The sequence below is a fragment of the Streptomyces sp. CWNU-52B genome, assembly GCF_047444975.1.
Lineage (GTDB): Bacteria > Actinomycetota > Actinomycetes > Streptomycetales > Streptomycetaceae > Streptomyces.
Map to the genome: position 1 here is coordinate 283377 of NZ_JBLFJV010000019.1, position 22617 is coordinate 305993.

Consider the following 22617-nt stretch of genomic DNA (forward strand, 5'->3'; position numbering starts at 1 on the left):
GTCTCCTTCCGTCATCCGCCTACCGAGTTAGCTGTCGGGTTCGGGCGAATGCTTCGGAAGGTTTGCCCTACGGCCCTTGTCCCGCGAGGGAGTTCGGACCGATTCACCCCAAGGTCGGTTGGGTCCCCGGTTCCGGCGCCACGAGGGCGTACCGGATTCGGCGGAGTCCGCCCGGCCCGGCGTTGTTCGCCGGTGCGGGTCGAGCGGCCTACCCGAAAGTTAGCCAATTCGTGTGGCACCTGTGAAGTTTGATGTGCGATATGCCCGATACATTTTCGTGACCTGGGCATCGAATTTCGTTCGCTGACGTCAAATGAGTGTGATCTGTCACGAGTTGTCCGGAGCGGTGGATTCCGGGCGGCGGGGCGCGTGTGCGGTGAGGTGGGTGGCGGGGTGCTCGGTGGGGTGTGTGTCTCGGCCGGGTGCCGGCCGGGTGTCGACCGGTCGCATACCGTGATTGCACGGTCATTCAGGGTCACGTATGTCGCTGGTGGGCCGGTGGAGTTCGCGGGGTGGCGGCGGGGTGTCAGTGGGGGCGCCTAGACTCGGAGAGCGATGAGCAGCCTCTTTGATGACAGCTTCCTGGCGGACCTCAAGCCCTCGCGGGCCCATGAGGAAGAACCCCCGCCGCCGCCCGAGGACGAGGCGCCGGATCCGGTTCCGGACGACCTGTTCGGCGGGCGGTTCGACGTGCCGCCGCCGAGCCGGGACGAGTACTACAGGGACGGCGCCCCGCGCCCGCACGTGGACCCGGCGGCGCTCCTGGACGGGCTGAACGAGAACCAGCGCGCGGCGGTCGTCCACCACGGCTCGCCCCTGCTCATCGTGGCGGGCGCCGGTTCCGGCAAGACCCGTGTGCTCACGCACCGCATCGCCCACCTGCTGGGCGAGCGCAAGGTGCACCCCGGCGAGATCCTCGCGATCACCTTCACGAACAAGGCCGCGGGCGAGATGAAGGAGCGCGTCGAGCAGCTCGTCGGCCCCCGGGCCAACGCGATGTGGGTGATGACCTTCCACAGCGCCTGCGTGCGGATCCTGCGCCGCGAGAGCAAGCAGCTCGGCTTCACGTCGTCCTTCTCGATCTACGACGCCGCCGACAGCAAGCGCCTCATGGCCCTGGTCTGCCGCGACCTGGACCTCGACCCCAAGCGCTTCCCGCCGAAGTCCTTCAGCGCCAAGATCTCGAACCTGAAGAACGAGCTGATCGACGAGGAGGACTTCGCCGCGCAGGCCGCTGGGGGCACCTCCCAGACGGAGTCTGGGGGAGGCTTCGAGAAGGCCCTCGCCCAGGCGTACGCGATGTACCAGTCGAGGCTCCGCGAGGCGAACGCGCTGGACTTCGACGACCTGATCATGACCACGGTCAACCTCCTGCGCGCCTTCCCCGACGTCGCCGAGCACTACCGCCGCCGCTTCCGCCACGTCCTCGTGGACGAGTACCAGGACACGAACCACGCGCAGTACTCCCTGGTCAGGGAGCTGGTCGGCACCTCGGACCACCCCGTCGACGTACCGCCGGCGCAGAGCGACCTCCCGCCCGCCGAGCTGTGCGTCGTCGGTGACGCCGACCAGTCGATCTACGCCTTCCGCGGTGCGACGATCCGCAACATCCTCCAGTTCGAGGAGGACTACCCGAACGCGAAGACGATCCTGCTGGAGCAGAACTACCGCTCCACGCAGACGATCCTGACCGCCGCCAACGCGGTCATCGAGCGCAACGAATCCCGCCGCCCCAAGAACCTGTGGACCAACGCCGGCGCGGGCGCCCGCATCACCGGCTACGTCGCCGACACGGAGCACGACGAGGCCCAGTTCATCGCCGAGGAGATCGACCGCCTCACCGACTCCGGCGACGCGAAGGCGGGCGACGTCGCCGTCTTCTACCGTACGAACGCGCAGTCCCGTGTCTTCGAAGAGATCTTCATCCGGGTCGGCCTGCCCTACAAGGTCGTCGGCGGCGTCCGCTTCTACGAGCGCAAGGAGGTCCGCGACGTTCTCGCGTACCTGCGTGTGCTGGCGAACCCCGAGGACTCCGTACCGCTGCGCCGTATTCTGAACGTGCCCAAGCGCGGTATCGGCGACCGCGCCGAGGCGATGATCGACGCGCTCTCCCAGCGCGAGAAGATCAGCTTCCCGCAGGCACTGCGCCGCGTCGACGAGGCCTACGGCATGGCGGCCCGCTCGACGAACGCGGTCAAGCGGTTCAACACCCTCATGGAGGACCTCAGGACCATCGTCGAGTCGGGCGCGGGCCCCGCGACGGTCCTTGAGGCGATCCTCGAACGGACCGGTTACCTCGCGGAACTGCAGGCCTCGACCGACCCGCAGGACGAGACCCGCATCGAGAACCTCCAGGAACTGGCCGCCGTGGCACTGGAGTTCGAGCAGGAGGCCGGTGAGGGCGAGACCCCGGCCGGGCTGCCCGCCTTCCTGGAGCGCGTCGCGCTCGTCGCCGACTCCGACCAGATCCCGGACGAGGAGGAGGACGGGTCGGGCGTCATCACGCTCATGACCCTCCACACGGCCAAGGGCCTCGAATTCCCCGTGGTGTTCCTGACCGGCATGGAGGACGGCGTCTTCCCGCACATGCGGGCGCTCGGCCAGGCCAAGGAGCTGGAGGAGGAGCGGCGGCTCGCGTACGTCGGCATCACCCGCGCGCGTGAGCGGCTGTATCTGACCCGGGCGTCGATGCGCAGTGCGTGGGGGCAGCCCTCGTACAACCCGCCGTCCCGTTTCCTGGAGGAGATCCCGGACACGCATCTGGACTGGAAGCGCACGGGGTCCATGGGTGCGGTGGCCTCAGGGCCCGTCGCCGGTGTGGCGGCCTCGCTGTCCTCCACGCGCTCCCGCTCGGCTGCCTCGGGCGCGTCCGGCTTCGCGACGCGTCGCGGTGCCTCGGACAAGCCGGTGGTGTCGCTCGCGGTCGGGGACCGGGTCACGCACGACCAGTTCGGCCTCGGCACGGTGGTCGGGGTGAAGGGCATGGGGGCGAACTCGGAGGCGACGGTCGACTTCGGCGGAGAGAAGCCGAAGCGCCTGCTGCTGCGGTACGCGCCGGTGGAGAAGCTGTAGCCGTGGGCTAGTGCTGGCACTAGGGCTAGCACTAGGTGGGGCTATGTGGGGTTCACTCCGTGGCTGCGCAGCCACGGGAGCGGGTCGATCGCGGAGCCGCCGCCGGGCCGTACCTCGAAGTGGAGGTGCGGACCGGTGGAGTTGCCGGAGCTGCCGGAGTACGCGATCGGGTCGCCGGCCTTCACGACCGCCCCCGAGGCGACCTTGTACGTGGAGAGGTGGCAGTACCAGGTCTCCGTGCCGTCCTTGGCCGTCACGATGACCATGTTCCCGTAGGCGCTGTTCCACTCCGTACGGACGGTCCCGTCGGTCGCGGCCATCACCGTCGTGCCGTACGAGACCGGGAAGTCGATGCCGGTGTGCACGGACATCCAGTTGACGCCGGCCTGGCCGTAGTAGGCGCTGAGCCCGTGCCGCGAGACCGGCAGCGCGAACTTCGGGCGCAGCCGCTCCTTGCGGGCCGCGTCCGCCGCCGCCTGCTGCTTCTCGGCGACCTGCTGGGCCTTCAAGTCGATACGTTCCTGCGTACGGCTCGCCCGGTCGGCGAAGTCGTCCGCGTCCGCGGAGAGGTTCTCCAGCTGGGTGTCCAGCTTGTTGTTCGCGGCCGACGGTTTCACGGCGCTCGCGTCGGGCGCGGCGGCCGTCGTCTGCACGTCGTCCCCGCCGTCGCCTCCGGTCACGGACGCGGCGGCGATTCCGGCGACACCCATCACGCACGCCGACGGCACGGCGATCGTCAGCAGCGCGGAACGCTTGGGCGGAGGGCGGCGGCGCGACCGTGAACCGGAACGGCCCGCCGCGCGGGACGCGGCACGCGAGGCGGCCGGGACGGCGGGAGCTACTTCCTCGGCCTCGGCGTCGTCGAGCAGCGGGGACTCGTCGTGAGCGTAGGCGTGAGCCTGGGTGTGGGAGCGGGTGTCGGGGTCCGCGTCGGCGCCGTCCTCGGCCTGACCGGAATGGCCGAACTCGTCCTGTGCGGTGGCCTGTTCCTCGTACGCGACCTGCTCGAACGTGGCGGTGGGCTGCTGGTGGAACGACTCCTGCTGGTCGTAGCCGCCCTGTTGGTCGTACGACTCGTGCCCCGCCTGTGTCTGAACCTGTGTCTGTACCTGCGCCTGCACCTGTGTCTGTGCCTGGTGGTCCTGCGGGCGGTGGTGCTCGCCGCCGTCCGAGTTCCAGGCCGTGGCGTCGTACGTGCCCGTCTCGAAGGTCGGCGCGGTCCACTGCTGCGTGGGGTCGACCTGCTCGGCCTGGAGCCAGGCGTTCGCGTCCCACTGGCCGGTGCCGTCGGGGCTCGGGGTCTGCGCCGGGATCTCACCGAGCTGCTGATATCCGGCCTGCGCCCAGACACCGCTCGTGTCGTAGCTGCCGGTCTCGTAGGCGGTCTGGTGCTGGGCCGCGTACGGGTCGTAGTTCAGCGTCTGGTGGCTGCCCGTGGGGTCGCCCCAGTTGCCGCCGGCTTCGGGTGCTGTTCCGTTGCCGCTTCCGTTGCCGGGCAGATCGCCGAAGAGGGGGTCGGCGTCGAACGTGGCCGTCGCGTAGGCGCCCGCCGTGCCGTAACCGTTCGTGGTGTCGTACGAACCGGTGACAGTCGGATCAAAACCGGTGGCGGAGTACGTGTCGTGCGTGGTGAAGTCGCCGTACGGGACTCCCTGCTGGCCATAGGACGCGTAATGCGCCGAGACGGCCTCGGGAGCCGGGGTCGGGGGGTTTACGGTCCCCGACGGGTGACGGTCGTTCACCAACTTCTCTTTCGCCTCGACAACAGGGGCTGGCAGAGCAGTGCGGTGACTGTACCCGGCGGTATGAGGGCGCGACAATCTTCGGCAGGTTTCCTCCTCTCGGGAAACGGGCATTCGGCCGCCTTTCGGCGGAGGATAGGCAGAGCTTTGGCCTTGCGTTCGACGACTGTTCGAAGAAAAGTCGTCTCCAAGGTCGAACGCGGGTTCCGCTTACGGCACTTCCCGCTGCTCCCTGTTGCCCCGGTTCGGGGCGGATCGCTGTCAGACGTCCGCTTCCGGTTGTGCTTCGCCGGCTGCGGCTCGCCTTTTGTGCGCTTCGGCCCACGTTCCTCGGCCCACGTCCCTGGGTTACGTCCCTCGGTTACGTCCCCCGGTTACGTTCCTCTGGTCACGCCACTGTCAGGCCGCCGGTGTGGGCGGCGGCGGTGCGGGCGGTTTCCTCCTCTGCGTCCAGGGCCTGGCGTATGCCGGCCGCGACCGCCGGGTGCACCGGTAGGGCGAGGTGCCCGATTCCGCTCACCCGCACGTTCTGCACGAGCAGGTCCGGGTGCTCGATGCACGCCGTCTCCAGTGGATCCATCAGCTGGTCGAGGTCGCTCCAGAAACCCACGAACCGCGTACGGCAGTGCGGGGCCGGAGCGCGCAACTCCGCCAGCACGCCTGAGCCCGGACGCATCTGCCGCACGATCGGGTGCGCGTTCATCAGCGGGACGACACGCGTGCCCGCGTGCGGTGTGCCCAGGGTGACCAGGGTCCGGACGCGGACGTCACCACCCAGCCGCTGCACGTAGTAGCGCGCGATCAGCCCGCCGAGACTGTGCCCGACGATGTCCACCTCCGGGTGACCGGTGCGCTCGCAGATCTCCTCTATGTGCCGGCCGAGCAGCTCGGCGGCCGTGCGGATGTCGCAGGTCAGCGGCGAGTAGTTGAGCGACTCGATCTGCTGCCGGCCGTGCTGGGCCAGGGAGCGGCGCAGCAGCACGAAGACCGAGCGGTTGTCGATGAAACCGTGCAGCAGGACGACCGGGGCTCTGTGCGGGGTGGGCAGCCGGGTGGCCTCGGCGGTGCTCTCCGCGACGAGGTCCGTGCCGGGCGTGTCGGTCAGGTCGGTCAGAGGCTCGGGCGGGGACGGGGGGGCGTGGCGCTCCGGGGTGATGCCGGAGGGGTAGAGGACGAGGTGGCCGGCGAGGATCGCGATCTCCAGGGCCGTCGCCTTCAGCAGGGTCAGTGAGAGTCCGGCCAGTCTGGTGGGGAGCAGACGCTGGCAGAGTGGAAGAAGGGGCATCAGTGCCCTGGTGACCTTCATGGCCGACCTCCCGTCGGCGCACGGCAGGGACCCTCTGTCCCCCGTGTGCCCTCGTGGGAAGCCTCTGGATGAGGACGGCGACGGTGCACGTGCGGCGTGGGTGACACCGGTGGAGCGACGGGGTGCCCGTCGTCGTGCGATCGCCGATGCGGCGCACCACCACGTCGCGCGGCTGACGGCGTGGAGGTACGGAGGCCTCGTAGCGGTTTCCCTGGCGCTCGTCCCGGGTGCGAACCATGTGTCGCGGTGTGCGGGATCGGTGCGCTGCGAACTTGTCCCACCGTGTGATTTCCCCCTCGCTCTCCTCTGCGAAACTGCCGGTTGCGGGATGCTGGAGATAACGTTCGTTCACTTACGCCCGAGTTGCTGTCGTGGCCGTCGGGTGCCGGCCGGATGGAGGCAGTGATGGGTGTGGCAGCCGCCGGTCCGATCCGTGTGGTGGTGGCCGAACCGGGGCTCGACGGGCACGGGCGTCTGACTGACGGGCGCGGTCGTGGGGCTGAGGTGATCGCACGGGCGCTGCGGGATGCGGGTATGGAGGTCATCTACACCGGGTCCCGTCAGACGCCCGAGCAGGTCGTGGGCACGGCGATCCAGGAGGACGCCGACGCGATCGGTCTCTCTGTGCTGTCCGGTGCGCACCGTGCGGTGTTCGCCGGGGTTCTTGAGCTTTTGAAGGAGCGTGACGCCGAGGACATCACCGTGTTCGGTGGCGGCGGCATCCCCGAGGCGGATGTCGCTCCGCTCAAGGAGGAGGGGGTCGCTGAGGTCTTCACGGCTGGGGCCACGGTGGCTTCCGTCGTGGAGTGGGTGCGGGGGAACGTCCGGCGGTCGGTGTGAGTGCCTGTGCCTGTGCCGGTGTGAGTGCGGGTGCGTTGTGGCTGGTCGCGCAGTTCCCCGCGCCCCTGGGTGGGTGGGGGCTTCGGCTGGTTGTCGGGTGTGGGTGTGGTGTGGCTGGTCGCGCAGTTCCTCGCGCCCCTGATGTGCGCGGGGCCGGGCGTGGTCCTCTCTGTCAGGTCTGTCCGCTCGGGTCGGTCAGTTCTGATTGCATGGTTGCCCTCAGGCGCAGTGTGGTGACCAGGCGTTGGAAGGACTCGGCCCAGTAGCCGCCGGCGCCCGGTGCCGCGTCCTCCTGTTCGTCCGGGACCGCGGTGAGTCCTTCGAGGCGGACGGCCTCCGCCGGGTCCAGACAGCGCTCGGCCAGTCCCATGACCCCGCTGAAACTCCATGGATAACTCCCCGCGTCCCGCGCGATGTTGAGCGCGTCCACCACGGCCCCGCCCAACGGGCCGGCCCAGGGCACCGCGCACACCCCGAGCAGTTGAAACGCCTCCGACAGCCCGTGCACGGCTATGAACCCCGCCACCCACCCGGCCCGCTCCTCGGCTCCCAGCGTGCCGAGCAGCTTCGCCCGCTCGGCGAGTGACACCGCGCCCGGCCCGCCCGCCTCGGGCGCCGCCGGTGTCCCCAGCAACGCTCTGGACCAGGACGGATCACGCTGGCGCACCGCCGCCCGGCACCACGCGGCGTGCAACTCGTCCCGCCAGTCGTCGGCGACGGGCAGCGCCACGATCTCCTCCGGCGTACGCCCCCCGAGCCGCCGCGACCAGGTGGCGAGCGGGGCCGCCTCCACCAACTGGCCCAGCCACCAGGACCGTTCACCCCGTCCGGCCGGAGCCTTGGCCACCACGCCGTCGCGCTCCATGCCGGGATCGCACTCGTGCGGCGCCTCCACCGCTATCGTCGGCGTGCTGTGCGTGTGGTCGACCGCGACGCAGGAGCCCGCCCGCTCCGCCATCCGCCCCGCGAGCGCCGAGGCGGGCAGCGCGGACAGCAGCTCCGCCGCCGTGGACCGCACATTGCGGCTCCGGTCGGCCAACGCCCCCTCCAGGAACGGCTCGTCCGCCGCGCACAGCCCCGTCCGCAACGAGTCGAGGAACATCAACCGGTCCTCGGCCCGCTCCGAAGCCCATGTCGTGGCGAGCAGTTCCCGCGCTGCCGCCGCGTCCCGTGCCCGGACCGCCGCCAGGAGCGCGACCCGCTCGGCGAACAGCCCCTCCTCCCACAGCTCCCGCATCCGCTCCGGCTCCTCGGGTCCCGGCAGGGCCGCACCGCCGCCCGGCGCCGCGCGCAGCGCGAACCGCCACTCGGTGTTCAGCCGGGCCAGCCACAGTGCGCGTGGTCCCGCGAAGGCCAGTACCGCCGGCCGGATGTCCGTACGCCCCCGGGCCGCGTCCAGCAGCGCCGGCAGGGCCTGCGCGGGAGCCGCGAAACCGTGCCGGTTCGCCGTGGCGAGCCACTGCGGGAGCAGCTCCATGAGATCGGGCGTCGTCCCTCTGCGGCCGCCGCTCCCCGCCCCCGGCCGGTCGGCGAGCAGCATGGTCAGCCTGCGCGCCGCCGCGGGTGGCAGCGCGGGACGGGAATCCTCCGCCGCCGGTTCGATGCGGGCCGCCGCCCGCCCCGGCCGCATCCCGGCCCGGCGCCGCACGGTCTCCACGGCCGCCGCGTCCAGCAGTGCCGTCGGCGCGTCGCCCCGGGCCGGTACCCCCGGCGGCGTACGCCGCGCGGTGCCCAGCAAGGCCACGGTCACGAGCTCCTCCCAGTGGCTCCCGCCGGACGCCTCCGTGGGAGAGGGAGAAGGGGAGGGGGGAGTGGGCATGGGCGTTCCTTTCGTCAGAGGGGAGCGGTGGCTCAGCACAGGGACACCGCCTCGCCCCCGCCCTCCGGCCAGGCCGTGAGAGGGGAGAAGCCGCGGTGGCCGCACTCGCCGAACACCGTCACCGGTGCGCCGCCGGAGAGGGCGATCAGGCGCCACAGTCCGGAGCGGGACCGGGCGGCCGCGGTGAGCGGCAGGGCGAACTCTCCGTCGGCGTCCGCCAGCTGCCAGTCGTCGCCGTCCGGAGTCGGTATGACGCGGCTGAGCGTCACCGGCCGGGAGTCCAGCCACGGGTCGTCCCGCAAGGCCTCGCCGTACTGGGCCACGGCCCGCGCCACGTCCACCCCGGGCGGCCGCAGACCCGTGGGAGCCGGAGCGGCGAACCGCTCACCCAGCGCCACCCGCGACTGCCCCGCGCCCGGATACGCCGACACCTCCGCGTCGAGCGTCAGCCCGACGGGCAGTGCCGTCTCCGGCGCCCGCCCCGCGGCCCCGTAGGAAAGGAGCAGGGCCGTGCGCCCGGACTCCGCTCCGTACAGCCAGATACGGCGGGTCGTGAGGCGGTTGTCCGACGTGTCGTACTGGGCCAGGACCAGCCACTGGTCGCGCACCGGCGGACCGTCCGCCGAACCGGGCAGCCCGATCCGCGAGCGGACCGTCGCGGCCAGTCCTTCGGGCAGTCCGGCACGCCGCAGCCACCCCTGGTCGAGGAGATGGAGCAGCGCGCACTCCTCGAGGAGCCGCACCGGCCAGCCGGGCCCCGACGACGGAATCGCCCCCAACTCCCGCACCCGCGCCGCCAGTCCCGGAGCCTGCGCGTCGACCATGCGGGCCGCCGTCTCCTCCCACAGCCCGTACCCCGCCTGTTCCGCCGCGGCCAGGCCGCCCCGGAGCAGGTCGGTCAGCCGCTGCTCCAGCTCCGTCGCTCCCGCGGTGATCCACTCGGCCCGCCGCTCCGCCCTGCGCCGGGCCGCCTCCGGATCACCGGTGGACGCGGAACCGGCCGCGCCCGCGGCCCGCTTGTCGTCCGCCCGCTTCTTCCGGCCCGTGATCCACTCGTCCGCCCAGTCCGGCGCCTGCCCCCGCGGCACCGCGCCGTCCGCGCCGGCCCAGAGCAGCAGCAGCCCCAGCGCGTGCTTGCACGGGAACTTGCGGCTCGGGCAACTGCACTTGTACGCGGGCCCGGTGGAGTCCGCGATGTCGATCACCGTCCGATACGGCTTGCTGCCGCTTCCCCTGCACAGTCCCCACACCGTCCCCTCGTCAGAACTGCCCGCCTCCGACCACGGCCCGGCCGCGCCGAGCTTGCTGCCCGCCTTGCGTGACGCGGTGTCAGGCGCCAGTGCCAGCACCTGATCCGCAGTCCAGCGCACCCCCTGCTGAGTCATGCGATCGAAGGTAGATCCCCCCACTGACAATCGGCTGTGACGAGTGCGTTCGCGCAGGTCAGGGCCGATTGTCAGTGGCGTGGTGCACGGTGGAACCAGATCCGAACCGGCCGAGCCGCAAGGGGGACCGCTCCATGTCCGTGCCCGTCGACCAGACGTCCGTCGACCCGAACCACCACCAGTCCGCGCCCGCGCCCACCTCCCCGGACGCGCCGGACAAGGGCCGGGGCAAGGGCCCGGACAGAGGTGAGGAGCTGCGGCCGCACGCCGAGGACGCGTTCGCCGCCGAACTCGCCGCGCTGGCCGCGCAGGACGACCGCCCGCGGCCCGCCCGCTGGCGGATGTCACCGTGGGCCGTCGCCACGTACCTGCTCGGCGGCACGCTGCCGGACGGCACGCTGATCACCCCGAAGTACGTGGGGCCGCGCCGCATCGTCGAGGTCGCCGTCACCACGCTCGCCACCGACCGGGCACTGCTCCTGCTCGGCGTCCCCGGCACGGCGAAGACCTGGGTGTCCGAGCACCTGGCCGCGGCCGTCAGCGGCGACTCCACCCTCCTCGTACAGGGCACGGCCGGCACACCGGAGGAGGCGATCCGGTACGGCTGGAACTACGCGCAACTGCTCGCCCACGGCCCCAGCCACGACGCCCTGGTGCCCAGCCCGGTCATGCGGGCGATGGCCGAGGGGATGACGGCCCGGGTCGAGGAGCTGACCCGCATCCCAGCCGACGTACAGGACTCGCTCATCACGATCCTGTCGGAGAAGACCCTGCCCATACCGGAGCTGGGCTCGGAGGTACAGGCGGTACGGGGGTTCAACGTGATCGCGACGGCCAACGACCGCGACCGCGGGGTCAACGACCTGTCCAGCGCCCTGCGCCGCCGCTTCAACACGGTGGTCCTGCCCCTGCCCGAGAGCGCCGACGCCGAGGTCGACATCGTCTCGCGCCGGGTCGACCAGATCGGCCGCTCCCTGGACCTGCCCGCCGTACCGGACGGCATCGACGAGATCCGCCGCGTCGTCACCGTCTTCCGCGAGCTGCGCGACGGCATCACCGCCGACGGCCGTACGAAGCTCAAGTCGCCCAGCGGCACCCTGTCCACCGCCGAGGCGATCTCCGTCGTCACCAACGGCCTCGCCCTGGCCGCCCACTTCGGGGACGGCGTCCTGCGCGCGGGCGACGTCGCCGCGGGCATCCTCGGCGCCGTCGTGCGCGACCCGGCGGCCGACCGCGTCATCTGGCAGGAGTACCTGGAGGCGGTCATCCGCGAGCGCGACGGCTGGAAGGACTTCTACCGGGCGTGCCGGGAGGTGAGCGCGTGAGCGAGCACGGGGAGGGGAGCGGGCGGGCGCCCGGACCCCTGTTGCTCGGGGTGCGCCATCACGGTCCCGGCTCGGCGCGGGCCGTACGGGCGGCACTCGACGAGGCGAAGCCGCGCGTGGTGCTCCTCGAAGGACCGCCGGAGGCCGACGCGTTGATCGCGCTCGCCGCCGACGAGGACATGCGGCCGCCCGTCGCGCTCCTCGCGCATGTCGTGGACGAGCCGGGACGGTCGGCGTTCTGGCCGCTCGCCGAGTTCTCACCGGAGTGGGTCGCCGTCCGCTGGGCCCTGGAGCACCAGGTGCCGGCCCGCTTCATCGACCTCCCGGCCGCCCACACACTCGCCTGGGGCCGCGAGGAGGAGAGCGGGGACCAGGGGAAGGAGGAGCAAGGGGAGCAAGGGGAGCAAGGAGAAACAAGGGAAACAGAGGGAGGGGAGAAGGGGGAGGGGGCGTCGGACGGGCCCTCGGTCGAACCTGCTCGGGCCGTGCGGATCGACCCGCTCGCCGTGCTCGCCGAGACCGCCGGGTACGACGACCCCGAGCGGTGGTGGGAGGACGTGATCGAGCACCGCGGGACGCGGGGAGCGGACGCGTTCGCGCCGTTCGACGCGCTCGGCGAGGCCATGGCGGCGCTGCGGGAGGTCTACGAGCCCGGGGAAGAGGACCGTGATCTCGTGCGGGAGGCCCATATGCGCCTCCAGGTCCGGGCGGCCCAGCGGGAGTTCGCGGACGACGTCGCCGTGGTGTGCGGCGCCTGGCACGTCCCCGCGCTGCGCCGGCGGACGACCGTCACCGCCGACCGGGCCCTGCTCAAGGGCCTGCCCAAGGTGAAGGCCGACATGACCTGGGTGCCCTGGACCCACCGCCGGCTCGCCCGCATGAGTGGTTACGGCGCCGGTATCGACTCACCCGGCTGGTACGGGCACCTGTTCGCCGCGGCCGACCGCCCCGTGGAGCGCTGGATGACGAAGGTGGCCAGGCTGCTGCGCGACGAGGACCGGCTCGTCTCCTCCGCGCACGTCATCGAGGCGGTACGGCTCGCCGACACGCTCGCCGCCATGCGGGGCCGCCCCCTGCCCGGCCTCACCGAGACCACCGACGCCGTACGGGCCGTGATGTGCGACGGCTCGGACGTACCGCTCGCACTCGTGCACGACCGGCTCGTCGTCGGCGACGTGCTGGGCGAGGTCCCGGCGTCGGCGCCCGCGGTCCCCCTCCAGCGCGACCTCGCCCGGCTCCAGCGACGGCTGCGGCTCAAGCCGGAGGCACAGGACAGGGAGCTGGAGCTCGACCTGCGCAAGGAGACCGACGGCGGCCGCAGCCGGCTGCTGCACCGGCTGCGCCTCCTCGGCGTCGAGTGGGGAGAACCGGTCGCGTCACGCGGCAGCACGGGTACGTTCCGGGAGACCTGGCGGCTCCGCTGGGAGCCGGAGCTCGTGGTGCGTGTCGCCGAGGCCGGGGTGTGGGGGACGACCGTGATCGCCGCCGCGACCGCGAAGGCCGAGGCGGACGCCGTCGGCGCACGGTCCCTGGCCGAGGTCACCGCCCTCGCCGAGCGCTGCCTCCTCGCCGAACTGCCGGACGCCCTCCCGGTGGTGATGCGGATCCTCGCCGACCGCGCCGCGCTGGACGCCGACGTGGGCCACCTCGCCCAGGCACTGCCCGCCCTCGTCCGCTCGCTGCGCTACGGCGACGTACGGGGCACGGACACCCAGGCCCTGGCCGAGGTCGCCGTGGGCCTCGCGGAGCGCGTCTTCGTCGGGCTGCCCCCGGCGTGCGCCGCTCTGGACGCGGAGGCCGCCGAGGAGATGCGGGGCCATGTCGACGCGGTGCACGGCGCGGTGGGCCTCCTGGCCGAGGGCACGGAGGGCACGGAGCGGGCGGCAGAGGACACTGCGGAAGGCGCAGGCGGCTCCCGTGCCGGCATACGCGGACGGTGGCACTCCGTGCTGGGCACGCTCTCGGCGCGGGACACCGTTCCGGGCATCGTCCGGGGGCGGGCCGTGCGGCTGCTGCTGGACGACGGGAAGCTGGCGCAGGACGACGCCGCCCGGCTCATGGGGCTCGTCCTGTCACCGGGGACCGCACCCGGCGACGCGGCCGCGTGGATCGAGGGGTTCGTCGGCGGCGGGTCCGGCGGCGGCATGCTGCTCGTGCACGACGAGCGGCTGCTCGGACTTGTCGACTCCTGGCTGACCGGTGTGCCGGGGGACGCGTTCACCGACGTACTGCCGTTGCTGCGGCGCACGTTCTCGGCGTACGAGCCAGGGGTGCGCCGCACCTTGGGCGAACTGGTCCGGCGTGGCCCGGGACCGCGGGGGAACGTCGCCGCCACCGTCTCCGGGATGCCCGGCTTCGCGTCCGGCGTCGACACGGACCGCGCCGACGCCGTACTGCCGGTGCTGCGCCTGCTGCTGGGGCTGGAGCACAACGACCTTGTGGGGGTGGGCCGATGAACACGGGAGCTGTCGACCAGGCCGGCGTGGTGGACGACCGGGCCGAGGCGTCCGGACAGTCCGGGGGCGCCGACGAGCGGCTTCGGCGCTGGCGGCTCGTGCTCGGCGGGGACGACGCGGACGGTACCGGCTGCACGCTCGCGGGACAGGACGCCGCGATGGACGGAGCGCTCGGCGCGCTGTACGGGAACGGGAAGGGCGGCAGGGCGCGGCCGGGACAGGAGCGTTCGGCCGGTCTCGGCGCGTCGGCGCCGTCCGTCGCCCGCTGGCTGGGGGACATCCGGACGTACTTCCCGTCCTCCGTCGTCCAGGTCATGCAGCGGGACGCCATCGACCGGCTGGGCCTGTCCGCGCTGCTCCTGGAGCCGGAGATGCTGGAGGCCGTGGAGGCGGACGTCCACCTGGTCGGCACCCTGCTCTCGCTGAACAAGGCGATGCCCGAGACGACCAAGGAAACGGCACGGGCCGTCGTACGCAAGGTGGTCGAGGACCTGGAGAAGCGGCTCGCGACCCGCACCCGGGCGACCCTCACCGGGGCCCTGGACCGCAGCGCGCGCATCAACCGGCCGCGCCACCAGGACATCGACTGGAACCGCACCATCGCGGCCAACCTCAAGCACTACCTGCCCGAGTACCGCACGATCGTGCCCGAGCGGCTCATCGGCTACGGGCGTGCCTCGCAGTCCATGAAGAAGGAAGTCGTCCTCTGCATCGACCAGTCGGGCTCGATGGCGGCGTCGGTCGTGTACGCGTCGGTGTTCGGCGCGGTCCTGGCCTCGATGCGGTCCATCGACACCCGGCTCGTCGTCTTCGACACGGCCGTCGTCGACCTCACCGACCAGCTCGACGACCCGGTCGACGTCCTCTTCGGCACGCAGCTCGGCGGCGGTACGGACATCAACAGGGCGCTCGCGTACTGCCAGTCGCAGATCACCCGCCCCGCCGAGACCGTGGTCGTGCTCATCAGCGACCTCTACGAGGGAGGCATCAGGAACGAGATGCTGAAGCGGGTCGCCGCGATGAAGGCGTCGGGGGTGCAGTTCGTGACGCTGCTGGCGCTGTCCGACGAGGGCGCTCCCGCCTACGACCGTGAACACGCGGCGGCGCTCGCGGGCCTGGGCGCACCGGCGTTCGCCTGTACGCCCGACCTCTTCCCGGAGGTGATGGCGGCGGCGATCGAGAAGCGCCCGCTGCCGATACCGGACACCGGGAGCCCGGGGTGAGGGAGAAAGGGGACATGCGTGTCCATCGGTAACAGGGGGCTTGCGCAACCTCGGGAGTCCCGTGCGAGGATCGGCGCGTCTTCGGGGGCGTGCAGCCGTGTGGCCGCGCCCCGCCCCACCCCGACGCGCCCCGCCCCACTGCACGGAGGCTCTTCCCGCCTTGGCCCTGTCAGCCGTATCGCCCGGTCTCGCTCCGCGTCTGGCGCGTGGAGTGGCGGGGCGGCGTGCGCTGCGGGTGCTGTTGCTGGTGGGCGGGTTGTTCGTGCTGGGTCTCCTCTTCGGGGAGCAAGCGCACGCGGCGGACGGTGCCGGGCAGCGGCAGACCTCGGGGTCCCTCGCCTCGACGACTGTTCCCGCCTCGCTCCCTGGGGTGATCAAGCCCGCGACCGATGAAGTCGAGCGTGCCGTGCGGCCGGTCACCGAGGCCGTGGTGCCACCGGTCGTCGAGGGGGTCGTACGGCCCGTCGGCGATCTGGTGGATCAGATCACCGCGGGGGTCGAGGACGGGATCAACGACGGGATCAACGACGGGATCGGCGGTGGGACCGGCGAGCAGCCGGCGCCGCCGCAGTGGTTGCCGACCCTGCCGGAACTGCCCACGCTGCCGGACGTTCCCGAGCTGCCCGGTCTCCCGGAGTCGCCGGGACTGCTGCCCGCGGTCCCCGGCCAGCCCCTGCCGGCCGATGCCGGTACGGAGGCGCCGCAGGGGCCGGGCGGTGCGCCGGACGGGCACCGGACGGCCCGGAAGCAGTCCGACGACGAGCGCGCGGCGGTGTACGGGCCGCGGTTCGCCAACAGCGCGGCCGAGGTGGCGGCCGGTGACCTGGGCGTGCCTCAGCCCAGGCACCCACAGGACACGGAGCCCGTGCAGGCACCCGTGCACCAGGTTCCCGACGGTCGTCCCACGGGTGCGTTGGGGCGTTGCTCCGCGGTCGACAACGGATCGCCGAAGCACGGCGACGTGCCGGCCGTCACATTGAGCGAGAGGGCCCGGCCGACGCTGGTGCCCGGTGCCACCGCGGACGTCACCGCGGCCGGGTCCCGGGACCGGCACCGGGACATTCCGGCGTTCCCCGGCTAGACCGACAGGGCCCAGTACCGGCCATCCCTCGCCGAGACCTGCCCGCGCGACCGGAGCCGTCGGCTCCGCCGCCGTCCGGGACATGGCCGGGTCCGTCACGCCGAGCTGCCGCCGCCCGTCCGAGGCGGCGCCGCACCCGGCGTCCGACCGTCCGACCCGGTCCGTCCTCCTCATGACCCCGCAGGGCGCAGCCCGTGCGGCCGAAATCCGTTCGGTCGGTACGGCCAGGACTCTGCGGTCGGGGCCGGCCTGTCCTCATTGGGGTGAGGGCCGGCCGGTCCATGTCCCGCAAGCCGGTTCCCACCGGTTTCAGGGGCTGCGAGACGGGCCTCACCAGGCAAACCCCAGCCTGGTGAGGCCCTTGGGGTCTGTCTGGAGTGGCACTCTGTGACTGTAATCACCGCCCAGGTGTGATCTGCGATTTACGACCCCACCGCTGGCGGAGATAACCTGCGAGACGGACATGCCGCGTGCAGGCCTCCGTGCTCACGCCCTCCTTGTGACCGCGCAGTCACGTTGCCCTCGCGGCACGCCCACGCAGACAACGAACCGCGAATTACCTGATAGGGACGGACGCGCGTGGACCTGTTCGAGTACCAGGCGAGGGACCTCTTCGCCAAGCACGGTGTACCGGTGCTGGCCGGTGAAGTCATCGACACGCCTGAAGGGGCGCGCGCGGCGACCGAGCGTCTTGGCGGCAAGTCCGTCGTCAAGGCCCAGGTCAAGGTCGGTGGCCGCGGCAAGGCCGGCGGCGTGAAGCTGGCCGGCACCCCGGACGAGGCCGTCGCTCGCGCGACGGACATTCTCGGCATGGACATCAAGGGCCACACGGTCCACAAGGTGATGATCGCCGAGACGGCTCCGGAGATTCTTGAGGAGTACTACGTCTCCTACCTCCTCGACCGCACGAACCGCACCTTCCTCGCCATGGCGTCCGTACAGGGCGGCATGGACATCGAGGAGGTCGCGGAGAAGACCCCCGAGGCCCTCGCGAAGGTCCCGGTCGACGCCGTCGAGGGCGTTTCGATCGAGAAGGCCCGCGAGATCGTGGCCCTGGCGAAGTTCCCGGCCGAGGTGGCCGAGAAGGTCGCCGAGATCCTCGTGACCCTGTGGGCGACCTTCGTCGCCGAGGACGCGCTCCTCCTGGAGGTCAACCCGCTCGCCAAGGTCGCCTCCGGCGACGTCCTGGCGCTGGACGGCAAGGTCTCCCTGGACGAGAACGCCGAGTTCCGCCAGGCGGACCACGCGGCTCTCGAGGACAAGGACGCGGCCAACCCGCTGGAGGCCGCCGCCAAGGAGAAGAACCTCAACTACGTCAAGCTCGACGGTGAGGTCGGCATCATCGGCAACGGCGCGGGGCTCGTCATGAGCACCCTCGACGTCGTCGCGTACGCCGGTGAGAACCATGGTGGGGTCAAGCCCGCCAACTTCCTCGACATCGGCGGCGGCGCCTCCGCCGCGGTCATGGCGAACGGCCTGGAGATCATCCTCGGCGACCCGGACGTCAAGTCCGTGTTCGTCAACGTCTTCGGTGGCATCACCGCCTGTGACGAGGTCGCCAACGGCATCGTCCAGGCGCTGCAGCTGCTCGCCGACAAGGGCGAGGCGGTCACCAAGCCGCTGGTCGTGCGTCTCGACGGCAACAACGCCGAACTGGGTCGCAAGATCCTGTCGGACGCCAACCACCCGCTGGTGCAGCGCGTGGACACCATGGACGGCGCGGCCGACAAGGCCGCCGAGCTCGCGGCCGCGAAGTAAGGGACGAGGGAAAGAAAAGCCATGGCTATCTTCCTCAACAAGGACAGCAAGGTCATCGTCCAGGGCATGACCGGTGCCACGGGCATGAAGCACACCAAGCTCATGCTCGCCGACGGCACCAACATCGTCGGCGGTGTCAACCCGCGCAAGGCCGGCACCTCGGTCGACGTCGACGGCACCGACATCCCGGTCTTCGGCACGGTCGCCGAGGCCATCGAGAAGACGGGCGCCAACGTGTCCGTCCTCTTCGTGCCGCCGGCCTTCTCCAAGGCCGCCGTCGTCGAGGCCATCGACGCCGAGATCCCCCTCGCGGTCATCATCACCGAGGGCATCGCCGTCCACGACTCCGCCGCCTTCTGGGCGTACGCGAAGTCGAAGGGCAACAAGACCCGCATCATCGGCCCGAACTGCCCCGGACTCATCACCCCGGGCCAGTCCAACGCCGGCATCATCCCGGGCGACATCACGAAGCCGGGCCGTATCGGCCTGGTCTCGAAGTCCGGCACGCTGACGTACCAGATGATGTACGAGCTCCGTGACCTCGGCTTCTCGTCGGCCGTCGGCATCGGTGGCGACCCGGTCATCGGTACGACGCACATCGACGCGCTCGCCGCGTTCGAGGCCGACCCCGACACCGACCTGATCGTCATGATCGGTGAGATCGGCGGCGACGCCGAGGAGCGTGCGGCGGACTACATCGCGAAGAACGTGACCAAGCCGGTCGTCGGCTACGTCGCGGGCTTCACCGCGCCCGAGGGCAAGACCATGGGCCACGCGGGCGCCATCGTCTCCGGTTCCTCCGGCACGGCCGCCGCGAAGAAGGAGGCCCTGGAGGCCGCCGGCGTCAAGGTCGGCAAGACGCCGACCGAGACGGCGAAGCTGGCGCGCGCGATCCTCGCCGGCTGACCGGACCGACCAGACCCACTGGGTCGTACGTCGACGGGCCCGCACCCCTCACCAGGGGTGCGGGCCCGTCCGCGTCGCCGTCGCTCCGCTGAGCGCCGCGCGTCGCTCAGCCGAGCTGCGGCAGGAGCCGCTCCGGGCCCTTCTCGAACAGGGTGCGCAGTTCGGCGCGCAACTCCCTGTCCTCCTCCGACAGCGGGCCGGGACCCGAGCGCGGCGGGACCCCGGGCACGGTCGTGGCCGGGGCCTGCGGTGCCTCGTAGTGATCGGGAGCCGTGTGGAGCGTGAACACGGTGGACGCGATGATCAGGATCGTCAGGGCGACGGCCGCGCGGGTCCACAGGCGGGCCCGGCGCTCGCTGCCCGTGCGGACGACGACGGGCTTCGCGGTGGTCCGCAGCCGTTCCGTGCCGCCGAGCTCCGCGAGCCGCCGCCGCAGCTCCGCCGTCTCGGCCAGCTCCGGGACGCGCGCGGCGACGGCCGAGCGCGCGTAGAGCAGCCGGTTCGCCGCCGCCGGTGTGCTCGCCTCCGTCTCGGCCGCGGTCTCCGGCAGCCCGAGCCCGACACCGTCGTGGAGGAGCAGGGTCCGCCGGTACGCGGGCGGCAGGCTCAGCATCGCGGACAGCAGCCGGCGGTCGTCGAGGGCGACGGGCGGCGCCTCCAGGGCACGGTAGCGGGGCCGCAGCCGGTGCCAGGGTGACATCGCGTACTCGTACGCCGCCGCGCGCACCCAGCCCGCCGGATCCCGGTCGACCGCCACCTCGGGCCAGCGCTGCCAGGCCAGTTGGAAGGCTCGCTCCACGGACTCCCGCGCCAGTTCGCGCCGCCCGGTGAGCAGATAGGTCTGCCGTACGAGGGTGGGCGCGGCGAACGCGTAGAGCGCGTCGAAGGCCTGTGCGGGCGTCAGGGCGGTAGGGGCTGCGGTCTCCGTCACCGGGCGCCCCTTCGTACGTAAAAGTACATAAAACATATATTGAGCGACACATCCGAGGTTCGCCTGTTACAGCCCGAAAGAGCGTGTCGTTGGGAGCATGGCGGGCGTGACCCAGATGACCGATCGAAGCCCGCACCGCAGACCGTCGTTCCCGCCGTCGCTCGCGCGGCTGCGGAGGCGCTCGTCCGGACTGGCCACGGGCCTGGCCGGCGGCGTGCTCGCGGCCGGCCTCGGCCTGGCGGCGGTCGCCGTGCCCGTGACGGTCCTGTGGATCAGTTCGCCCTACCCGGACAGCGGCCCCGACGGGGCGCTGCATGTCGCCGCCGCGCTGTGGCTGCTGGCGCACGGCGCCGAACTCGTCCGCACGGACACGTTGTCCGGCGTGCCCGCGCCCATCGGGGTGACCCCGTTGCTCCTGGTCGTGCTGCCCGGTTGGCTGCTGCACCGCGCGGCGCGCGACGCGGCGGACGGCGACGACGCGTCCCCGCCGCCGCCCGCCCGTCTGGCGTGGACCGGAGTCGTCGTGGGCTACCTGACGGTCGGCGCCGCGGCCGCGGTGTACGCCTCGGGCGCCGAACCGTCTCCCGCGTGGAGGTCCGTGGTGCTGTGGCCGCCGCTGCTCGTGGTGGCCGCGGCGGGGGCGGGCGTCTGGACGGCGTACGGGCGACCGCTGGGGCCGTTGCCGCCGGCCCTGCGCCAGGCCCTCGACGTCCTTCCCCTCGCTTCCGTGCTCGCCGCCGCCTTCGCCCCCGGCTCCCGGTTCCCGGCCGCCGCGCGTGCCGCCGCCGCCGGGGCCGTGACGCTCCTGGGCGGCGGGGTGCTGCTCGTCGGCGTCTCGCTGGTGGGGCACGGGGGACCGGCTCGACTGTCGTTCCTGCAGCTCACCGAGAGCTGGTCGGGCCGGTTCGCGGTGCTGCTGCTGGCGCTGGCCCTCATCCCGAACGCGGCGGTGTGGGGGGCCGCGTACGCGCTCGGCCCCGGTTTCACGCTCGGTGCCGGGCACACGGCGGGGCCGTTGCTGTCGGACCCAGCCTCGCGGCTGCCCCCCTTCCCCCTGCTGGCGGCGGTCCCGGACGCGGGCCCGGGGACACCGCTGACCTGGGCGGCGGGCGCCGTGCCCGTGGTGGCCGCGGTGGTGGTGGCCTGGTTCACGGCCGGCGCGGCGGTGCCGAAGGGCGGGGGCGCGGACAAGGGGAGTGAAGGCGAGGCGAGCGAGGGCAAGGGGAGCGCGAGGAAGGCGAGCGAGGGGGACGGTGCGGCCTGGTCGTGCCGGCGGACCGCCGAGGTACTGGCGCTCGCGGCGGCCCTGTGCGGTCTGGCCCTCGGCGTGCTCGCCGCCCTGGCGGGCGGGCCCCTGGGGGTGGCCGCCCTCGCCGACTTCGGCCCCGTCTGGTGGCAGACCGGACCGGCCGCGGCGGGCTGGATCGCACTGGTGGGACTGCCGACGGGCCTGGCCCTGCGCGCCTGGCGCCTGCGCGGGACCCGGGCACCGGTACCGGGCGCTCGGTCCACGGCCGACTCGGACACGCTTTCGGACGGACCCCCCGTGCTTTCGGACGGACCTTCGGGCGGTCCACCCGGCCGGGCGCCCTGGCGGCGGGCACTGCCGTCGCCGGTACGGGGACTGCGGGCTCGGCGCGCACGGGCCCGCGCGCGGTCCGCCGACGAGGCGCAGGCGCCCCAGGAGGAGTCGGCCTACGACCTCCTGCCCTCTTCCGACACCGCCCCCGACCCCTTCGGGTCCCTCTGGCACGACGACGTCGCACGCGAGACCCGCTGGGAGGCACTGAAGCGGGCGTCCACCCCGGTGGAGACGTCCACTCCGGTGGACCGGACCGACCCCCAGGACTGACGAGCGATCCCCTGCCGGAGGACCCGACCGGGCCGGTCAGTCGCGTGTGCCCAGCAGTCCCTGCAACTGGTCCGGCAGCAGGTCGTCGCAGGACTTCTTCGCGGTGTTGGTGAGGGAGTCGTTCACGCAGGTGTAGTACTCGCGGTAGACGAGCTGCGCCGTGAACGTCATCGCGACCATGGCGAGCGCCAGGGACGCCGTGACGAGGCCGCTGATCGCGGCGGTGGTCTGGGGCCTCGATCCCTGGGTCGCCGGAGCCGGAGTGTCCGGGTCCGGTGAACGCGGCTTGGTGCGCAGGGCGCTGATCGCCCAGTAGAGGGCCAGCGCGCCGAGCAGCAGCGCCACGTACGGCCAGGCGAAGAGGGCGAAGAAGAACGCCCACATACCGGACAGCAGAGCGAACCGGGCGCGCCGCTGTGCCGGGTCGGTCGGGTCCCAGCGCATACCGGAACCCGGGCCGCCGGACTTCTCAGGACCGCCCTGCCCGCCGCCCGGACCGCCCGAGTTGCCCGAACCCGGCTTGTCGCCGAAGCGGCCGCCCTGCGCGGGGCCGGGCTGCCGGTCGCTCCACTGGCTGCCCCAGGCGGAGTTGCCGCCGTCCGGACCGCTCTGGCCGCTCCCGCCGTCCTGGCCCTGGCCGCCCGAGGGCCGCCGGGGCTGCCACGGCCGGTCGGGGGTGCCCTCGGGGGGCGGGGCGAAGGGGTTGTCGTCCGGTTGAGTGCCGGAGCCCTGCCCGCTCCCGGGCACGTCGTCGCTCTCCCGCGGCGGGGTGGGAGAGGGGCGCCGCTCACGCAGCAGGAGCGGAGGGCGTCGGAGACTTCGGTCCGGCATCAGGTGTGCGTCTTCCCCTTGGTGGTATGCGGCGGGCACCGTGTCCATGCTGGTCAAACGTGTCCACAGAGCTGGTCACGTGTCCGGGGC

15 protein-coding genes and 1 riboswitch are annotated in these 22617 nt (G+C 72.3%); of the genes, 9 read left to right on the plus strand and 6 right to left on the minus strand.

Going from position 1 to position 22617, the window contains the following annotated elements:
* Nucleotides 1-173: riboswitch (cyclic di-AMP (ydaO/yuaA leader) on the minus strand.
* A 382-nt stretch (nt 174-555) separates the two neighbouring features.
* Nucleotides 556-3072: a DNA helicase PcrA gene (gene pcrA, locus ACLVWQ_RS19095; RefSeq protein ID WP_414110079.1), complete on the plus strand. Its 2517-nt coding sequence runs from the start codon at nt 556-558 to the stop codon at nt 3070-3072.
* Between the two features lie 41 nt (nt 3073-3113).
* Here the strand turns inward: pcrA and ACLVWQ_RS19100 are convergent, their stop codons facing one another.
* Nucleotides 3114-4814, minus strand: a complete 1701-nt coding sequence (locus ACLVWQ_RS19100) for a M23 family metallopeptidase (protein ID WP_414110080.1) — start codon at nt 4812-4814, stop codon at nt 3114-3116.
* A gap of 388 nt (nt 4815-5202) precedes the next feature.
* Entirely contained in the window at nt 5203-6120 is a 918-nt protein-coding gene (locus ACLVWQ_RS19105; RefSeq protein WP_414110081.1) for an esterase/lipase family protein, read from the minus strand.
* Between the two features lie 405 nt (nt 6121-6525).
* On the opposite strand from ACLVWQ_RS19105, the gene ACLVWQ_RS19110 reads away from it, so the two are divergent.
* Nucleotides 6526-6960 (plus strand): cobalamin B12-binding domain-containing protein, encoded by a 435-nt coding sequence (locus ACLVWQ_RS19110; RefSeq protein ID WP_414110083.1) that lies wholly within the window; start codon nt 6526-6528, stop codon nt 6958-6960.
* 172 nt (nt 6961-7132) lie between these two features.
* Here the strand turns inward: ACLVWQ_RS19110 and ACLVWQ_RS19115 are convergent, their stop codons facing one another.
* Together ACLVWQ_RS19115 and ACLVWQ_RS19120 are read right to left on the minus strand one after the other, a co-directional pair.
* Nucleotides 7133-8779 carry a DUF5691 domain-containing protein gene (locus ACLVWQ_RS19115; RefSeq protein WP_414110084.1) on the minus strand — a complete coding sequence of 549 codons (1647 nt, stop codon included), beginning with the start codon at nt 8777-8779 and terminating at the stop codon, nt 7133-7135.
* 32 nt (nt 8780-8811) lie between these two features.
* Nucleotides 8812-10164 (minus strand): SWIM zinc finger family protein, encoded by a 1353-nt coding sequence (locus tag ACLVWQ_RS19120; RefSeq protein WP_414110085.1) that lies wholly within the window; start codon nt 10162-10164, stop codon nt 8812-8814.
* Between the two features lie 134 nt (nt 10165-10298).
* Between ACLVWQ_RS19120 and ACLVWQ_RS19125 the strand changes: the two genes are divergently transcribed.
* The 6 genes from ACLVWQ_RS19125 (at nt 10299) to sucD (ending at nt 18913) form a co-directional block, all read left to right on the plus strand.
* Entirely contained in the window at nt 10299-11489 is a 1191-nt protein-coding gene (locus ACLVWQ_RS19125) for an ATP-binding protein (protein WP_414110086.1), read from the plus strand.
* Nucleotides 11486-13945: a DUF5682 family protein gene (locus tag ACLVWQ_RS19130; RefSeq protein WP_414110087.1), complete on the plus strand. Its 2460-nt coding sequence runs from the start codon at nt 11486-11488 to the stop codon at nt 13943-13945. Before ACLVWQ_RS19125 ends, ACLVWQ_RS19130 begins: the two co-directional genes overlap by 4 nt.
* A complete protein-coding gene (locus ACLVWQ_RS19135) occupies nt 13942-15168 on the plus strand; it encodes a VWA domain-containing protein (protein WP_414110088.1) in 1227 nt (408 codons plus the stop codon). Before ACLVWQ_RS19130 ends, ACLVWQ_RS19135 begins: the two co-directional genes overlap by 4 nt.
* 211 nt (nt 15169-15379) lie before the next feature.
* The gene (locus ACLVWQ_RS19140) at nt 15380-16249 is read left to right on the plus strand and encodes a hypothetical protein (protein ID WP_414110089.1); all 870 of its coding nucleotides are present in this window, start codon (nt 15380-15382) and stop codon (nt 16247-16249) included.
* 579 nt (nt 16250-16828) lie between these two features.
* Nucleotides 16829-18007: an ADP-forming succinate--CoA ligase subunit beta gene (gene sucC / locus ACLVWQ_RS19145; protein WP_414110090.1), complete on the plus strand. Its 1179-nt coding sequence runs from the start codon at nt 16829-16831 to the stop codon at nt 18005-18007.
* Between the two features lie 21 nt (nt 18008-18028).
* Nucleotides 18029-18913: a succinate--CoA ligase subunit alpha gene (gene sucD, locus ACLVWQ_RS19150; protein WP_414110091.1), complete on the plus strand. Its 885-nt coding sequence runs from the start codon at nt 18029-18031 to the stop codon at nt 18911-18913.
* Nucleotides 18914-19019: 106 nt separating this feature from the next.
* Here the strand turns inward: sucD and ACLVWQ_RS19155 are convergent, their stop codons facing one another.
* Nucleotides 19020-19844, minus strand: a complete 825-nt coding sequence (locus ACLVWQ_RS19155) for an RNA polymerase subunit sigma-70 (RefSeq protein ID WP_414110092.1) — start codon at nt 19842-19844, stop codon at nt 19020-19022.
* Nucleotides 19845-19941: 97 nt separating this feature from the next.
* Here ACLVWQ_RS19155 and ACLVWQ_RS19160 point away from each other — a divergent pair, with 97 nt between their 5' ends.
* Nucleotides 19942-21696: a DUF6350 family protein gene (locus tag ACLVWQ_RS19160; protein WP_414110093.1), complete on the plus strand. Its 1755-nt coding sequence runs from the start codon at nt 19942-19944 to the stop codon at nt 21694-21696.
* A gap of 36 nt (nt 21697-21732) precedes the next feature.
* Here ACLVWQ_RS19160 and ACLVWQ_RS19165 read toward each other — a convergent pair whose 3' ends face one another.
* Nucleotides 21733-22527, minus strand: coding sequence for a hypothetical protein (locus tag ACLVWQ_RS19165; RefSeq protein ID WP_414110094.1), 795 nt, complete (start codon nt 22525-22527; stop codon nt 21733-21735).
* Nucleotides 22528-22617: the final 90 nt, after the last annotated feature.

What these genes read in the sequence shown, in the direction of transcription:
- pcrA (WP_414110079.1), top strand. Translation starts at nt 556, where the DNA reads ATGAGCAGCCTCTTTGATGACAGCTTCCTGGCGGACCTCAAGCCCTCG.
- ACLVWQ_RS19105 (WP_414110081.1), bottom strand. Translation starts at nt 6,120, where the DNA reads ATGAAGGTCACCAGGGCACTGATGCCCCTTCTTCCACTCTGCCAGCGT.
- ACLVWQ_RS19110 (WP_414110083.1), top strand. Translation starts at nt 6,526, where the DNA reads ATGGGTGTGGCAGCCGCCGGTCCGATCCGTGTGGTGGTGGCCGAACCG.
- ACLVWQ_RS19115 (WP_414110084.1), bottom strand. Translation starts at nt 8,779, where the DNA reads ATGCCCACTCCCCCCTCCCCTTCTCCCTCTCCCACGGAGGCGTCCGGC.
- ACLVWQ_RS19120 (WP_414110085.1), bottom strand. Translation starts at nt 10,164, where the DNA reads ATGACTCAGCAGGGGGTGCGCTGGACTGCGGATCAGGTGCTGGCACTG.
- ACLVWQ_RS19125 (WP_414110086.1), top strand. Translation starts at nt 10,299, where the DNA reads ATGTCCGTGCCCGTCGACCAGACGTCCGTCGACCCGAACCACCACCAG.
- ACLVWQ_RS19135 (WP_414110088.1), top strand. Translation starts at nt 13,942, where the DNA reads ATGAACACGGGAGCTGTCGACCAGGCCGGCGTGGTGGACGACCGGGCC.
- sucD (WP_414110091.1), top strand. Translation starts at nt 18,029, where the DNA reads ATGGCTATCTTCCTCAACAAGGACAGCAAGGTCATCGTCCAGGGCATG.
- ACLVWQ_RS19160 (WP_414110093.1), top strand. Translation starts at nt 19,942, where the DNA reads ATGGCGGGCGTGACCCAGATGACCGATCGAAGCCCGCACCGCAGACCG.
- ACLVWQ_RS19165 (WP_414110094.1), bottom strand. Translation starts at nt 22,527, where the DNA reads ATGCCGGACCGAAGTCTCCGACGCCCTCCGCTCCTGCTGCGTGAGCGG.